Origin of the sequence: Nesterenkonia lacusekhoensis (genome assembly GCF_017876395.1) — a bacterium.
Classification (GTDB): Bacteria; Actinomycetota; Actinomycetes; order Actinomycetales; family Micrococcaceae; genus Nesterenkonia; species Nesterenkonia lacusekhoensis.
Genome location: NZ_JAGINX010000001.1, coordinates 2,332,094 through 2,346,849, shown reverse-complemented (window position 1 = coordinate 2,346,849; position 14,756 = coordinate 2,332,094). Strand labels below are relative to the sequence as shown.

The following is a 14,756-nucleotide window of genomic DNA, read 5'->3' as shown; positions in this document are numbered from 1 at the left end:
CCTCGCCCGTCTGCTCGGAGTCCCTACTTCTTCAGCTCATCCGCCAGGTCGTGGAACCGGCGGCTCGGGTTGCCGAAGCGGTGCAGCGTCATGGACACCGACTGCTCCTTCACCCAGTACCGCAGCTCCACACGGCCGGAGGAGGTGACGGCGTCGTCGAGCAGAGCGACCTCGGGGCGGGGAGCGAGCTTTTCGCGGACCTCAGCCGACAGGGTCCCGACCACACGGACACGCGCGCCGACTCCGACGTCGCAGCTGCCGGCGGCGAGCTCGGCGGCGAAATTGGCGTTAGCCTCCCTGGCCAGGGTCAGTCCCAGTTCACCAGCGAGTGCGGTGAGCGCCTTCTTCGTCTCATCGCTCACGCTGGGCGCATAGGAGATGCTCACCGGTGATCCGGTCACAGTGGCAGCGGCCAGAGTGCGGACCACCTCGCGCACCGGAGCGTCCTCGCTGAACCGCAGCAGCACCTCCTGGCTGCGGTACCGGAAGATGTTGGCCTCCGAGTCCAGGCCGGTCCGGTCCTTGGCCGCGCCGAACTCCTCAGCCCACCAGTGGGCGTCGTCGGCGGCTGCGGTGCGGACCCAGTCCAGGTCTTCGGCACTGAGCAGCTCGTTCTCCCGCACGGCGGTCAGCAGACCCGCCGCCGGGCTGGAGATGGCGTTCTTCGGCGCCGGCGCGCCCTCGGTGCCGTAGGCGTCGCTCCACGTGCCCAAGAGCATCAGGTAGTTGGGTCCGCCGGCCTTGGAGCCCAGGCCCACGGAGGACTTCTTCCAGCCGCCGAAGGGCTGACGCTGGACGATGGCCCCGGTGATCCCGCGGTTCACATAGGCGTTGCCCACCTGGACCTGATCCAGCCACTGCTCCACCTCAGCCGGCTCCAAGGAGTGGATGCCGCCGGTCAGGCCGTAGTCGACCGCGTTCTGGAGCTCGATGGCCTCCTCCAGGTCCTCCGCCTCCATCAGCCCGAGCACGGGGCCGAAGACCTCCGTCAGATGGAAGAAACTGCCCGGCTTCACCCCGGCCTTGATGCCGGGGCTCCAGAGCCGGCCGGTGTCGTCGAGCTGTTTGGGCTCCAGCAGCCAGGACTCGCCCGGCTCCAGAGTGGTCAGGGCGCGGGTGAGCTTCTCCGAAGGCAGCTCGGTCAGCGGTCCCACCGTGGCGGAGAGGTTCTGCGGCCAGTCCACCACCAGGGACGACGCCGCATCCACCAGCTGGCGGCGGAAGCGCTCCGAGTGCGCCACCGAGCCCACCAGGATGCCCAGGCTGGCCGCCGAGCACTTCTGGCCGGCGTGGCCGAAGGCCGAACGGACCAGATCGGCCACGGCGAGGTCGCGGTCGGCCGCCGGGGTGACGATCAGCGCGTCCTTGCCGGAGGTCTCGGCGTTGATGTTCAGCTCAGGCTTCCAGGACCGGAACAGCGCAGCGGTCTCCGAGGCGCCGGTGAGGATCACACGGTCCACCCCGTCATGGGAGATCAGCTTCTGGCCGGCCTCGGACTCGTCCGGGAAGACGCCGTGGAGCACCTCGCGCGGCACCCCGGCGTCCCACAGGCATTCCAACAGCGCCATCGAGCAGTGCGGTGTGGGGCTGGAGGGCTTATGGATCACGGCCGCGCCCACTGCCAGTCCGGCCGCAGTACCGCCGGCAGGGATGGCCAGCGGGAAGTTCCACGGCGGGGTGATCAGCACCAGACGATCCGGGGTGAAGACGGCGTGCTCCACCTGCTCCAGCTCCACGGCGCGGTGGGCGTAGTAGCGCAGGAAGTCGATGGCCTCGGAGATCTCCGGGTCCGACTGCGCCACCGACTTGCCGACCTCGGCGGCCGCGATGGAGGCGAGGTGACCGCGGCGGGACGCCATGATGTCAGCCGCACGGTAGAGGATCGCCGCACGGTCGGTGGCCGGGCGGGCGGCCCACTGCTCGGCGGCGCTGCGGGCGTCGGCCACCAGGGAGTCGACCTCTGCGGCGTCCAGCCTCTGCGGCAGGGACTGCCCGGCCAACCACTCGGGTGTGGCGCGTTCCACCACGTCCTCGGCCCAGCGCTGGTTGGCCTCCAGCGCGGGGTTGGTGTCCGGCTCATTGCGGAACTCCGGGATGCCGCCGCTGTAGTCGTCGGCGTCGTGCTGTTCCTCGGCGGTGCGGTCCTGGGTGTGCTGCGGGGTGGGGGCGGTCTCCCCGTCGCGTTCGAGGATCTCGCCCAGCGAGGCGATGGAGCTGTGGAAGCGCTCGGCCTCGCGCCGGAAGATCTCCGAACCCTGGCCCTGCTCGTCCACGGAGAGCTCGAAGATGCCGGACATGAAGTTCTCACTGGCGGCGTTCTCCTCCAGGCGGCGCACCAGATAGGAGATCGCGACGTCGAATTCGGCCGGACGGACCGCCGGGACGTAGAGCAGCAGCTGGCCCACATCGTCACTGATCGGGCCCTGCTGCTCAGCGGCCATGCCCTGCAGCATCTCGAACTCCAGGCGACCTGCGCCCTCGATGTTGTGGACCCCGCGCTCCACGCCCAGCAGGTGGGCGAAGGCGATGTCGAAGAGGTTGTGCCCGGCCACGCCGAGCCGGACACCGGCCATGCGCTCGGGGGTGAGCAGCCAGTGCAGCACGCGCTTGTAGTTCGCGTCGGAGGCTTCCTTGGACTCGCAGGTGACCACGGGCCAGTCGTGGATGTCACCGTGGACGTGCTCCATCGCCAGGTTGGCGCCCTTGACCAGGCGGATCTTGATTCCGGCGCCGCCGTCGGCCACACGGGCGGCGGCGAATTCGGTGAGCTCCTGGACCGCGGCCAGGGCATCGGGCAGGTAGGCCTGGATGACGATTCCGCCCTCGTAGTGCTTCATCTGTTCCAAGGAGAGCAGCTTCTTGAACACAGCGATGGTCAGCCGCAGGTCCCCGTACTCCTCCATGTCCAGGTTGATGAACTTGGAACCTGCAGGAGCCTTGGCCGCCTCGGTGTAGAGCGGGATCAGGCGGTCGACCACGTAGTCCACCGACTCCTCGAAGCCCCACATGGAGATCTGGGAGGCGATGGAGGAGGCTTTGATGGACACGTAGTCCACATCGTCGCGGCGCAGCAGCCGGACGGTGTCCTCCAGGTGCTTATCGGCCTCCTCCTCGCCGAGGACGGCCTCACCGAGCAGGTTGATGTTCAGTCGGTGCCCGTCCTTGCGGATCTCCGAGACGGCCTTGCCGAACTGCTCATCGCGGGCGTCGATGACCATGTGGCCCACCATGGAACGCATCCGGGTCCGCGCCGCAGGGACGACGACGCCGGGCATCAGCTTCCCCAGCTTCGAGCCGGCCTGGATCTGGGCCCGGTCCAGAGCCGAGAGGGTGTCCGGGGCGAGATCACCCAGCTCGGAGAGGGCCTGGGCCGCTGCCTTGGAGTCTTCGGTGCGGATGACCCGGTCCACGAACCCGACGGTGAAGTCCAAGCCGGTGGGGTGGGAGAGCACCTGGGAGAGGCGCTGGGCGGAGGCGTGGGGCTTGACCCCGGAGTCCTGAGTGGCGCGCAGCCATTGGGTGACCTTCTCGATGGAGGCCTCGGCCAGTCGGTTCAGCTCGGTGCGTGTGTGGTCTGCCATGGCAACAGTCTGGGGCGCAACGGGCTCAGTGGGGAACGTCTGCGCTGCCGATTCGAGACAGAATGAGTCAGAATGGACGGATGGCAGCAGAGGGTGCTGGTGACGTGCAGCGCGGGCGTCCGCGGATCCAGGAATCGGCGGATCGCATCGTGGCCAGTGTGCTGGCCACCGCCGGGCCTCGTGTGGGCACCCGCGAGTTCTCCACGCGGCGCGTCGCTGAGCTGACGGGTCTGAGTCAGACCCTGGTGAGCCGCGCCTTCCGCCGGATCCGCGGGGGAGCGGGCGGCGTCGTGACGGTTGCTGGCGAGGAGGTGCCGCTCCGGCTGAAGGAGATGGAGGTGACCTTCCCGTCGATCCGGCTGGTCTTCGAGCCCGTTCCAGCGGTTTCGCAGAGGGTGGGTCCGACGGCGTTCTCCCGACGGGCCGCGGCCCTGATGGCCGCACTGTGGGTCTCGGGCGCTGCTGAGTGGACGGATCCCGAGGCCCCGGCTGCCCGACGTGTTGAATTCTCGGGAACGGGGCCCCGTGAGGGTGCAGTTCCCGCGAATTCAACACATCTGGGCGAGGGCGGTGCGCCGACTGGATCCCTGAGTGTCCGGTGGCGGCCGGGGGAGCGTCCTTGGGAAGAGTTCCTCGCAGAGGCGGCGGCTCTGCTGGACCGCTGTGCCGCCGTTGCGGATGCGATACCCGGGGAGTTGCTGCGCCTGCTGGCCGCGCGCGCCGGGAGGGGCCTGCACGGGGTCAGCTGGGCCCGGGAGGAATCGGCGGAGAAAACTGCCATAGTTTCTGACTCAGACGCTGCGCTCGCCGTCGCGGAGTACCCGCCGCCGGGCCGCGCCCCGCAGAACCCATGGCTGCCCAAGGTGGAGCTCTCGGTGACCGAGCAGATCGCCATCGCACTGCGCAAAGAGATCATGGACTCCGGGTACCGAGCCGGCGACCGCATCACTCCCGGACCGCTGGCCGCGACGCTGGGACTCGGCGTCGGGACGGTGCGTTCGGCGATGCGTCGGTTAGCCGATGATGGGCTGCTGGCTTCGGCCGAGGGCGGGTTCAGCGTCCCTGCAGTCACCGGTGCGGATGTGATCGATCTCTACGCGGCGCGGCTGCATGTGGGAATGGTGCTGCTGCGCGGCTGCGCCACAGCGCCGCGACATCGGCTGCTGCCGGTGCGGCTGGCACTCGGCGCGGTGGAGGCGGCTGCTGCGGAAGGCACCCTGACCGACGTCGGCCAGGCCGATCTGCAGTTTCAGCAGGAGCTGGCCGAGGCCGCCGGGCTGGAGCAGTCGGCGCGCAGCTTCCACGCGCTGACCCTGCGGGTGCGGATGTTCATCTCCGTGCTGCAGCTGGACTACACCCCAGCGGTGGACCGGATCGTCGGCGATGACCGACGGATCCTCAGTGCTGTGCTGGAGGGCCGGGCAGAAGATGCGGTGCGGACCTGGCGCTCCAAGTTGGATCATGCGGTGCGGCATATGTCCGCGCTCGCGCCGGAATCCTTCGACGCCGACCTCTGGTCGCGGCTGAGCCGGTGAGTTTCGCCCAGCAGGCGGACAGGCGGACAGGCGCGGCAGGGCTGGGGCGCCCGCTGTCGTAGTCAGCGGATCAGCTGAGTCCTCTCCGGGGCAAGCCCGTGCCAGCCGGGCATCTGCGGTGAGGACTCGTGTATCCAGCAGCTGGGCCAGGACGATGTACATGGCGTCATAGGGAGAGACGTCATGCCGGAGTGCCCAGGCGGCCTGCGAGAGGTGCTTCATGGAAGCGAACCGCACCGGTGCCCGCCGGAGCCTCTTCACCGCGGACGCAGCCCGGTTTTCGTCAAGCGTCCCTCGTAGCACATTGCCCCGCAGCGTGTTGAGCGTCTCCGGGATCATGACTTCAGGTGCGAACACACGGTGCGTGGCGAGGGCGGACGAGCCCGAAGATTGACGGCCCTCAGTCACCAGTTCAAAGGCGGCGGAGGCATCGAGCACCAGCGGCCTCATATCTCTCCCCGCCGCTCGCGGATGTCAGCGACCACTGCCTCCATATCGATATTCGGCCGACCATGCTTCGCGTGCTCGGCGTCGATCTCATCAAAGACCTCCTGCCAGGCTGACTGCTGGGATGATTCGATCAGTTCCTGGCGCAGGTATTGGCTGAGGGACAGCCCCAGCGCGGCGGCCTGCTTCTTCAGTGCTTTGATCACGTCGTCCGGGACGTCCCGGATCTGAATGGTGCCTATGGGCTCAGTATCGGGTTCATGCACTCTGCATGCAATGGTCGCTGGGTTGGAGGAAGCTGAGCGCACCCGGTGGGCCCCGATAGTGTTGGCTCATGAGTGACTTCGACGAGATGGTCTCCTGGTCGCGCGATCTTCTGCAGGGAGAGAAGGTGCGGCTGCGCGAGCAGCGTCCGGAGGACCTGCCCATCCTGGCCGAGTGGTGGAACGAGCCCGACGTCGCGCTGTTCCAGCAGGATCAGATCGTCAAGAAGCCGCGTGCTGCGGTGGAGGAGAAGCTGTCCGCCTGGTCCGGCAATGGGGACAGCTCCTCTGTGGCCTATGCCGTGACCACTCATGCGGGAGAGGTGGCCGGCCACGTCGCGATCCACGGCATCACCCCGCCTGCGCTGATCGGGACGTTGGGGATCATGATGGGCCCGGCCTTCCAGAACGGGGGATACGGCAGGGAGACGGTGCTGTTGGCCCTGCGCCTGGCGTTCCTGGAGATGGGTGCCCGCAAGGTGGAGCTGCAGGTCTACTCGTTCAACGAGCGGGCCGTGCGGGTCTACCAGAAGCTCGGATTCAGCCTGGAAGGGCGGCGTCGCAACGCGGTCTTCCACCGCGGCGCCTTCCACGATCAGCTGCTGATGGGCATGCTCGACGCCGAGTACCACGAGCATTACGGGCGCAGCTCAGGCGCCTGATTCTTCCTCCGCCCTAGACTGGAGAGATGCCCCAAGGACTCCCGCGCCTCGCGCTGCCGCACCGGCTCTTCGACCGGGTGGAAGAGACGGCACAGCGGTGGGGCATCGACTCGGCTGATGTGGTCGAGCTCCTCTTGGCGGCAGGTCTGCCCACTGATCGAGCGGATCTTGGAGCTGAGGCTGCGAAGGCTTCGGAGATCTGTGCACGATTCGAGGCTGGCGAGACCTTGGGTATGGAGGAACTGGCCCAGAAGCTGGCTCCGCACCGCGTGGGTCTGTTGCGTATGGGGCCGATCGTCAGCGAGGGCGTCAACCGACGCCGTGAGGCTGACGCGAAAGATGTACCTCGTGAAGAGCTTCCACGTGAACATCCTGAGAGTGGCTATCCGCGGCGGTGGATCGGCATGGCAGTGGATGACACTGCTCAGGAAGTCTGGCAGGCGGCCCGTGGGTATTGGCGACTTCGTCCCGATCTCAGCTACCTGGTCCCCACACGTTTCGGCTATGCCCCCTACGTCTTCAAGGTCCAGGATTGGACGCGCTACAGCTCCACGAAATTCTTCGCCGGCACCGGGTGGCTCATTGAGCCCGGAACGGGACAGCGGCGTCGTCTGCTGGAACCGTCAGGAGACGGTCATCTCTCCTCGCTGGCTGATCCGGAGCCTGCCGATGAGGCTGATCAATCGGTCGCGGAGGCCCTCAGCGGCACCTTGCTCCGTCTGGGGCCTCGTGGGACCAACCCGGTCATTCGTATATGAGCAGTCTGGCCTGAAGTCAATCGGAGGAGGAGGTACTTGCGCGGCGTCGCAGGAGATAAGCCAGACCTCCGGAGACGGCGGCGAAGAACACCGCGATCAGCACGCGTCCGGCGATAGCCATGCCGCTGGGGCTGCCGGCTTCACCGCTTGCGAGGAGAGCTGCGCCCAGAAGCATGCCGAAGACTGCACCGTCGACGGCGTTCACTCGGATCAGATTGCCCAGGCCACCTCGCAGGAACCGGAAGGCGGCTGTCCCGCCCAAGACCACGAGGGGAAGTATTCCGAGGTCCTGGGCGACCGAGGGGCTCGGGAGCGTGGAGAGTAGGAAGAGGAAGGCGGCGACGGCTCCGATGATGCCTGCTTGAACCCGATCCCGTGGTGTGGGTTTGGGGGCTGCGCGGTCTTCGGCCTGTAAGCGGCGAAGCTCCGCTTCGCGTCCACGACGGCGTTCTGCCTTGCGCTCTCGCTCGGCTTCCAACGAGGCTCGATACTGAGCGCCGCGCGGGACTCGAGTCCGCTGTTCAGCCGCCCCTTGGGCAAAATTCGCGCCATTGCACTTCTGGCAGCGCGAATTGTGCCACGAGTGGTCGTTGCAGTGTCCTCGCATCTCACGTTCCTCCACGGGCTTGGGTCTTGGTGGGGCGCCGACATGATCGTATCAAGGAGTCGTTGCCAACGACTCGATGAAGTAGATGGGGCTCAGGTGAATTGCCCATCTGAGCCGGCGAGGCATAGGTGAGCAAGCGGCGATTAGAACCCTCTGAACCCGGTTAGTGCACACCTGACTTTTCCCCGTGGCGAACAGGGGCGCCGTCGTCGTCATCACGCCGTAGCCTGGAGACAAGTCAACGCTAGGAGTGTCGATTGGCCATGTTCGAGAGGTTCACGGACCGCGCGCGGCGCGTCGTTGTGCTTGCCCAAGAAGAGGCACGCATGCTCAACCACAACTACATCGGTACTGAGCACATTCTGCTCGGCCTCATCCACGAGGGTGAGGGCGTCGCAGCGAAGGCGCTCGAGTCCCTGGACATCTCCCTGCAGGGAGTCCGCGAGAAGGTGCAGGAGAAGATCGGTCCCGGGCAGAACGCACCCTCGGGCCACATCCCCTTCACCCCTCGTGCCAAGAAGGTCCTGGAGCTCTCGCTGCGCGAGGCCCTGCAGCTGGGTCACAACTACATCGGCACCGAGCACATCCTGCTGGGCCTGATCCGCGAAGGCGAGGGCGTCGCCGCCCAGGTCCTGGTGGAGATGAACGCCGACCTCAATAAGGTCCGCCAGCAGGTCATCCAGCTGCTCTCCGGCTACTCCGGCGGCAACCAGGGCGAGAAGGCCGGTGCCGGCGTCGGCCAGGGCGGCAACCAGGAGGGCAACCCCTCCGGCTCCGTGGTCCTGGACCAGTTCGGGCGCAACCTCACCGCAGCCGCCCGCGAAGCGCAGCTGGACCCGGTGGTCGGCCGCGACTACGAGCGTGAGCGCGTGATGCAGGTGCTGGCCCGTCGCACCAAGAACAACCCGGTGCTCATCGGCGAGCCCGGCGTCGGCAAGACTGCCGTCGTCGAGGGCCTCGCCCAGGACATCGTCAACGGCAACGTCCCGGAGATCCTCCGTGACAAACAGCTCTACACCCTGGACCTCGGCTCCCTGGTGGCAGGCTCCCGCTACCGCGGTGACTTCGAGGAGCGCCTGAAGAAGGTGCTCAAGGAGATCCGCACCCGCGGCGACATCATCCTGTTCATCGATGAGATCCACACGCTGGTGGGCGCAGGCGCCGCCGAAGGTGCCATCGACGCCGCCAACATCCTCAAGCCCATGCTGGCCCGCGGTGAGCTGCAGACCATCGGCGCGACCACGTTGGATGAGTACCGCAAGCACATCGAGAAGGACGCCGCGCTGGAGCGCCGCTTCCAGCCGATCCAGGTGGAGGAGCCCTCGGTGGAGACCACCGTGCAGGTCCTGCGGGGCCTGCGCGACCGGTACGAGGCCCACCACAAGGTCTCGATCACCGAGGAGGCTCTGGAGGCCGCGGCCAACCTGGCCAACCGGTACATCAACGACCGGTTCCTGCCAGACAAGGCCATCGACCTGATCGATGAGGCCGGCGCTCGGCTGCGCATCCAGAAGATGACCCCGCCGCCGGAGCTCAAGGAGTTCGACGCCAAGATCGAGGACGTCCGGCGCGAGAAGGAAGCCGCGATCGACGCCCAGGACTTCGAGGGTGCGGCCAACCTGCGCGATCAGGAGCAGAAGCTCACCGATGAGCGGCAGGCGAAGGAAGATGCCTGGAAGTCCGGCTCCATGGATGAGATCGCAGAGGTCGACGGCGACCTGATCGCCGAGGTCCTCGCGTTCTCCACCGGCATCCCGGTCTTCAAGCTCACCGAGCAGGAGTCCGACCGGCTCAAGCGCATGGAGGAGGAGCTGCACAAGCGGGTCATCGGCCAGGACGAGGCCGTCAAGAGCCTCTCCCGTGCGATCCGCCGCACCCGTGCCGGCCTGAAGGACCCCAACCGTCCCTCCGGCTCCTTCATCTTCGCCGGCCCCACCGGTGTGGGTAAGACGGAGCTGGCCAAGTCCCTGGCGGAGTTCCTCTTCGGTGACGAGGAAGCCATGATCACTCTGGACATGTCCGAGTTCCAGGAGAAGCACACCGTCTCTCGCCTCTTCGGTGCCCCTCCGGGCTACGTAGGCTATGAGGAGGGCGGCCAGCTGACCGAGAAGGTCCGGCGTCGTCCCTTCTCCGTGGTGCTCTTCGACGAGGTGGAGAAAGCGCACCAGGACCTGTTCAACTCGCTGCTGCAGATCCTGGAGGACGGTCGCCTGACCGACTCCCAGGGCCGCGTGGTGGACTTCAAGAACACGGTGATCATCATGACCACCAACCTGGGCACCAAGGACATCTCCAAGGGTGTGATGACCGGGTTCACGTCGACCACCAACGTGTCCACCAACTACGAGCGGATGAAGGGCAAGGTCAACGAGGAGCTGCGTCAGCACTTCCGTCCCGAGTTCCTCAACCGCGTGGATGACACCATCGTCTTCCCGCAGCTGGAGCAGTCCGAGATCGTCAAGATCGTGGACCTGTTCGTCAACCGCCTCCGCGGTCGCCTCGCCGAGCAGTCCATGACGCTGGACGTCACGCAGCCTGCTCGTGAGTTCCTCGCGGAGAAGGGTTACGACCCGACGATGGGTGCCCGTCCGCTGCGCCGGACCATCCAGTCCATGATCGAGGACCAGCTCTCCGAGCGGATCCTCTTCGGTGAGATCCCGCCGGGCGCTGAGATCAGCATCGGACTCAAGGGAGAAGGTGCCGAGCGCGAGCTCACCTTCGATTGGAAGGAGCCGGCCCCGGAGATCGAGGCGGCCGACGAGCCGGCTGCGATCGAGAGCTGACCAGGCGTTTCCACAGCAGAAAGGCCCGGAGCACCTCATGGCGAGGGCTCCGGGCCTTTCTGTGTCCGTCCAGGTTTCTGGGCGACGCCCTCTCGGCCTTCAGTCAGGCTCTCCTCAGCGCGTCTCAGCTGAGAAGACGGCGCTTCAGCTCGCTGACCCGGGCATGGATGTCATCCCGGATGAGCTCCATCCGGTCCCGGCCCTCGATCCCACGGGCGCTGGGTTCATCGGTCTCCCAGCGCTCGACAGACACGCCTTCCGGGGCCTGTACCTGAGCCTCGGCGCCGAGCACGATCACCAGCCCGGCATCCCGCATCGCGTCATCGGTGAGCTGGGTGGGGGTCTCGCCGCTGACATCGGCCCCCACTTCCTCCAGGACCTCTGCAGAGAGCGCGTTGATGCTGGTGCCCGGCTGCGTGCCGGCAGAGCTGACGCGGAGGCGGTCACCCGCGCCGGAGGTCTCCAGCTCGCGGCGCATCAGGCCAGCGGCCATCTGCGATTTGCCGCCGTTGCGCACGCAGACGAACAGCACGCCGGGCGTTGGGGCATCGGGCCTTCCCGTGTCGTGAGTCTCGCTCATCAGTTCTCCTCGATCTCTGGTGTCTGGTCTCTGATATCTCACCCCGGGTGATCGGAGTCAGCTGCAGCAACTGGTGGTCTCAGCGGTCAGGGGCAGCGCACTGGCCCCTGACGCACCGCTCCCTGACGCACCGCTCCCCAGCCCGCTCTTCTCTGGAGGTGCCGGCGTCGGGTCTCCTCCGCAGACGCCGGTCTCCGGCAGGTTCAGCTGGCGCGGTGAGGCGTCCTCGCCCGCCAGGTGGGCGGCGATGGACCGGACCTGCTCATAACCGGTGGCCAGCAGGAAGGTGGGAGCCCGACCGTAGGACTTCATCCCGGCGATGAACAGTCCCTCCTCCGGCTGGGCCAGCACCGAAGCGCCATGAGCGGGGACGCTGCCGCAGGAATGCCGGGTCGGGTCGATGAGCGGAGCCAAGGCGCTCGGCGCCTCCAGGGCAGGATCGGTATCCAGCGCGAGACCGTCCAGCAGCCCCAGGTCAGGCCGGAACCCGGTCTCCCGGATCAGGACATCGGCACGAATCACCCGCCCATCGGAGAGCACGACGCCGACGCCGCTCGACTGCTCCGCCAGGACCTGCTCGGTCTGAGCGGAGGTGATCAGTTCGATGCGTCCGGCATCCACGAGTTCCCGCAGCCTGGCACCGAGGGCTCCACGTGCTGGGAGCTCATCGCGGTCCCCGCCGCCGTAGGTCTTCTCCGGGGAGGCGCGGCGGACGGCCCAGATCACCTGGGTGGCAGGCTCCTCCCGCTGCAGGTCAGCCAGGGCCAGCAGCGTGTTGACCGCACTGTGCCCTGCCCCGACCACGACGGTCCGGCGCCCGGCGAACCTCTCCCGGTCAGCCCCACGCACATCGGGAAGCGGCCCCAGGAGCAGGCCGTGGTCCTCAGCCTGCTGCTCACCAGAAACCGGCTCGCCGAAGATGCCCAGGCCGGAAGGCAGCGCCCAGGTGCCGGAAGTATCCAGCACAGCACCGGCTCGCACAACGGTCCGGCCGGCGTCGGCGCGCTCCACCTGCAGGGCGAATCCCTCGGCATCTGGGTTCACCGCTGTGACGTGGTGCCCGGTGCGGACCCGCTCACGCAGCGCAGGCACGGCGGCCAGCGGTTCCAGGTACCGATCGACCAGCTCGTGACCGGTGGGCAGCGCCTCCGGGCTGGGCTGGAGCCAACCGGTGCCGCGGAGCAGACGCAGACCGGCGTCGTCGAGGGTGTACTGCCACGGGGAGAAGAGCCGGATATGTCCCCAGGCGCGCACTGCGGCGCCGATGCTCTCGCCTGCCTCCAGCACAAGAGGTTCCAGGTCGTGCTCCAGCAGATGAGCGGCGGCGGCCAGGCCCACTGGTCCTGCCCCGATCACGGCAACTGTCGGTCTGTGGCTCGTCACTGTCCAACCTCCGGGTCTGAAGGAGCGGCCGGTGCCAGATCGAAGGATCGGAGCAGATCCTCCACGTGGCCGCGGATCTCATCCCGGATGCCCCGGACTTCCTCCAGAGCCTTGCCGGCCGGGTCAGCCAGCGGCCAGTCCTCGTAGCGCTTGCCGGGGTAGAACGGGCAGTCGTCGCCGCATCCCATGGTGATCACGACGTCGGACTCCTGGAGCATGTCGGCTGACAGCTCGTTGGTGCCGCGTCCGGAGATGTCGATCCCGGCCTCGGCCATGGCCTCCACAGCGGCAGGGTTCACAGATTCGGCTGGCTGGGTGCCGCCGGAGTAGACGCGCACGCGGTCTCCGCCCAGAGCGCGGAGGAAGCCGGCGGCCATCTGGGAGCGCCCGGCGTTGTGCACGCAGACGAAGGTCACGGTGGGAATGTGCTGGGCAGTCTCGTCGACGGGTGTCATGACACCTCCTGAGTCGTGGGGATGGAAGGAGTGAAGAATCGGCGTGCCCACAGGGCCACATAGACCAGCCCCACCAGGACCGGGACTTCGATCAGCGGGCCCACGACGCCGGCCAGGGCCTGTCCGCTGGCCGCGCCGAAGGTGGCGATGGAGACGGCGATGGCCAGCTCGAAGTTGTTGCCCGCTGCGGTGAAGGCCAGGGTGGTGGAGCGCGCGTAGTCCATGCGCAGCAGCCTCCCGATCACCATCGAGGCGCAGAAGGTCACTACGAAGTAGACCAGCAGGGGAGCGGCGATCCGCGCGACGTCGCCGGGCTGGCTGAGCACCTGGTCACCCTGCAGCGCGAAGAGCACCACGATGGTGAACAGCAGGCCGTAGAGCGCCCACGGGCCGATCTTCGGCAGGACGCGAGACTCGTAGGTGCTGCGGCCCAGGCGACGTTCGCCCACGGTGCGGGTCAGGAAGCCGGCGGTCAACGGGATGCCGAGGAAGACCAGCACAGAGATCGTGATCGCTGCGATGGAGAATTCCGCGGAGGTGGTCTCCAGGCCCAGCCAGCCGGGCAGGACCTGCAGGTAGAACCAGCCGAGCACGCCGAACATGATGACTTGGAAGATGGAGTTGATGGCCACCAGGACAGCGGCCGCCTCACGGTCACCGCAGGCCAGGTCGTTCCAGATCAGGACCATGGCGATGCATCGGGCCAGGCCCACGATGATCAGACCGGTCCGAAATTCGGGAAGGTCCGGCAGGAAGATCCACGCCAGGGCGAACATGAACGCCGGGGCCAGCAGCCAGTTGATCACCAGGGAGGTGATGATCAGGCGGCGGTCGCCGAGCACGGAGCCGGTCTCGGAGTAGCGGACTTTGGCCAGGACGGGGTACATCATCACCAGCAGTCCCACCGCGATGGGCACCGAGACCCCCGCGATCTCCACGGACTCCAGGGCGGTGCCGAAGCCCGGGGCGACGGCGCCCAGCAGCAGCCCGAGCGCCATGGCCGCGAGGATCCACACCGGCAGGAAGCGGTCCAGCGTGCTCAGCCGGTTCAGTACGGGGGCTGTGTCGGCAGAGCTGGCCGCAGGGTTGGCGGCAGGGCTGGCGGCGTCGGGAGTGCGGGGCACGGCGTTCCTCTCGAGTCATCGACAAACTTCGATAACCGCAGTATTCTCGGTGTCATCGAAGGATGTCAATATCACCAGATGTCGGAGGCGTGATGACTGCTCAGAGTGACACAGCCTGCTGTGCCGCAGGCCCCGCCCATCCCAGCCTGGAGCCGGAGGCTGCGGCGGACCTCGCCGTGCGCTTCAAGGCACTCGGCGATCCGAACCGCCTCACGCTGCTCTCCCTCATTGCGGCCTCCGAGGGCGGCGAAGCCTGCGTCTGTGATCTGACCGAGCCTGTCGGCCTGGGGCAGCCAACGGTCTCCCATCACCTGAAGATCCTGGTCGACGCCGGCTTCCTCACCCGGGAGCGCCGGGGCAGCTGGACCTATTACTCCACGGTCCCCGGCACGCTGCGGGGGCTCTGCGAAGATCTCTGCGCGGACACTGCGCTGAATCGCATGCTCGACGGCGCGGAGTCCAAGGGCGGTTCGGCCCAGTGTGCCGCGTCCTGCTGCTGAGCTGCGCATCAGCCGCCCTGCGACAGGCGATTCGAGCGGGGTTTCGGCCCTTATGAAGTGATTTTCGGGGCCATAAGG

Annotated in this window: 12 protein-coding genes and 1 pseudogene; 5 read left to right on the top strand and 8 right to left on the bottom strand. The window is 67.3% G+C overall.

The window, feature by feature from the left end; translation table 11 throughout:
* Positions 1 to 23 precede the first annotated feature (23 nt).
* Positions 24 to 3,581, bottom strand: coding sequence for a proline dehydrogenase family protein (locus JOF45_RS11105; RefSeq protein WP_210049897.1), 3,558 nt, complete (start codon positions 3,579 to 3,581; stop codon positions 24 to 26).
* An 80-nt stretch (positions 3,582 to 3,661) separates the two neighbouring features.
* Here JOF45_RS11105 and JOF45_RS11100 point away from each other — a divergent pair, with 80 nt between their 5' ends.
* Positions 3,662 to 5,116, top strand: a complete 1,455-nt coding sequence (locus tag JOF45_RS11100) for a GntR family transcriptional regulator (protein WP_210049894.1) — start codon at positions 3,662 to 3,664, stop codon at positions 5,114 to 5,116.
* A gap of 105 nt (positions 5,117 to 5,221) precedes the next feature.
* Here JOF45_RS11100 and JOF45_RS13790 read toward each other — a convergent pair.
* Both JOF45_RS13790 and JOF45_RS11090 read right to left on the bottom strand, forming a co-directional pair.
* A pseudogene (locus JOF45_RS13790) lies at positions 5,222 to 5,566 on the bottom strand (type II toxin-antitoxin system VapC family toxin); the annotation flags it as partial.
* Positions 5,563 to 5,829 carry a FitA-like ribbon-helix-helix domain-containing protein gene (locus JOF45_RS11090; RefSeq protein ID WP_210049891.1) on the bottom strand — a complete coding sequence of 89 codons (267 nt, stop codon included), beginning with the start codon at positions 5,827 to 5,829 and terminating at the stop codon, positions 5,563 to 5,565. The gene JOF45_RS11090 and the pseudogene JOF45_RS13790, both read right to left, overlap by 4 nt.
* A gap of 68 nt (positions 5,830 to 5,897) precedes the next feature.
* On the opposite strand from JOF45_RS11090, the gene JOF45_RS11085 reads away from it, so the two are divergent.
* Positions 5,898 to 6,488 carry a GNAT family N-acetyltransferase gene (locus JOF45_RS11085; RefSeq protein ID WP_210049889.1) on the top strand — a complete coding sequence of 197 codons (591 nt, stop codon included), beginning with the start codon at positions 5,898 to 5,900 and terminating at the stop codon, positions 6,486 to 6,488.
* Between the two features lie 26 nt (positions 6,489 to 6,514).
* Positions 6,515 to 7,246, top strand: coding sequence for a hypothetical protein (locus JOF45_RS11080; RefSeq protein WP_210049887.1), 732 nt, complete (start codon positions 6,515 to 6,517; stop codon positions 7,244 to 7,246).
* Between the two features lie 16 nt (positions 7,247 to 7,262).
* Here JOF45_RS11080 and JOF45_RS11075 read toward each other — a convergent pair whose 3' ends face one another.
* On the bottom strand, positions 7,263 to 7,724 hold the full coding sequence (locus JOF45_RS11075; RefSeq protein WP_210049878.1) for a hypothetical protein: 462 nt from the start codon (positions 7,722 to 7,724) through the stop codon (positions 7,263 to 7,265).
* A gap of 392 nt (positions 7,725 to 8,116) precedes the next feature.
* Between JOF45_RS11075 and JOF45_RS11070 the strand changes: the two genes are divergently transcribed.
* The gene (locus JOF45_RS11070) at positions 8,117 to 10,636 is read left to right on the top strand and encodes an ATP-dependent Clp protease ATP-binding subunit (protein ID WP_210051441.1); all 2,520 of its coding nucleotides are present in this window, start codon (positions 8,117 to 8,119) and stop codon (positions 10,634 to 10,636) included.
* Positions 10,637 to 10,760: 124 nt separating this feature from the next.
* Here the strand turns inward: JOF45_RS11070 and JOF45_RS11065 are convergent, their stop codons facing one another.
* The 4 genes from JOF45_RS11065 to arsB are packed head-to-tail and all read right to left on the bottom strand — an operon-like array spanning position 10,761 to position 14,178.
* Complete coding sequence (locus tag JOF45_RS11065) at positions 10,761 to 11,216, bottom strand: arsenate-mycothiol transferase ArsC (RefSeq protein WP_210049876.1); 456 nt, start codon at positions 11,214 to 11,216, stop codon at positions 10,761 to 10,763.
* 57 nt (positions 11,217 to 11,273) lie between these two features.
* Positions 11,274 to 12,599 carry an NAD(P)-binding domain-containing protein gene (locus tag JOF45_RS11060; RefSeq protein ID WP_210049873.1) on the bottom strand — a complete coding sequence of 442 codons (1,326 nt, stop codon included), beginning with the start codon at positions 12,597 to 12,599 and terminating at the stop codon, positions 11,274 to 11,276.
* Positions 12,596 to 13,054, bottom strand: a complete 459-nt coding sequence (locus JOF45_RS11055) for an arsenate reductase ArsC (protein ID WP_210049871.1) — start codon at positions 13,052 to 13,054, stop codon at positions 12,596 to 12,598. Before JOF45_RS11055 ends, JOF45_RS11060 begins: the two co-directional genes overlap by 4 nt.
* Entirely contained in the window at positions 13,051 to 14,178 is a 1,128-nt protein-coding gene (arsB, locus tag JOF45_RS11050) for an ACR3 family arsenite efflux transporter (protein ID WP_378579606.1), read from the bottom strand. Before arsB ends, JOF45_RS11055 begins: the two co-directional genes overlap by 4 nt.
* 92 nt (positions 14,179 to 14,270) lie before the next feature.
* On the opposite strand from arsB, the gene JOF45_RS11045 reads away from it, so the two are divergent.
* Positions 14,271 to 14,678: an ArsR/SmtB family transcription factor gene (locus JOF45_RS11045; RefSeq protein WP_210049858.1), complete on the top strand. Its 408-nt coding sequence runs from the start codon at positions 14,271 to 14,273 to the stop codon at positions 14,676 to 14,678.
* Positions 14,679 to 14,756: the final 78 nt, after the last annotated feature.

What these genes read in the sequence shown, in the direction of transcription:
- JOF45_RS11105 (WP_210049897.1), bottom strand. Translation starts at nt 3,581, where the DNA reads ATGGCAGACCACACACGCACCGAGCTGAACCGACTGGCCGAGGCCTCC.
- JOF45_RS11100 (WP_210049894.1), top strand. Translation starts at nt 3,662, where the DNA reads ATGGCAGCAGAGGGTGCTGGTGACGTGCAGCGCGGGCGTCCGCGGATC.
- JOF45_RS11085 (WP_210049889.1), top strand. Translation starts at nt 5,898, where the DNA reads ATGAGTGACTTCGACGAGATGGTCTCCTGGTCGCGCGATCTTCTGCAG.
- JOF45_RS11080 (WP_210049887.1), top strand. Translation starts at nt 6,515, where the DNA reads ATGCCCCAAGGACTCCCGCGCCTCGCGCTGCCGCACCGGCTCTTCGAC.
- JOF45_RS11070 (WP_210051441.1), top strand. Translation starts at nt 8,117, where the DNA reads ATGTTCGAGAGGTTCACGGACCGCGCGCGGCGCGTCGTTGTGCTTGCC.
- JOF45_RS11065 (WP_210049876.1), bottom strand. Translation starts at nt 11,216, where the DNA reads ATGAGCGAGACTCACGACACGGGAAGGCCCGATGCCCCAACGCCCGGC.
- JOF45_RS11055 (WP_210049871.1), bottom strand. Translation starts at nt 13,054, where the DNA reads ATGACACCCGTCGACGAGACTGCCCAGCACATTCCCACCGTGACCTTC.
- JOF45_RS11045 (WP_210049858.1), top strand. Translation starts at nt 14,271, where the DNA reads ATGACTGCTCAGAGTGACACAGCCTGCTGTGCCGCAGGCCCCGCCCAT.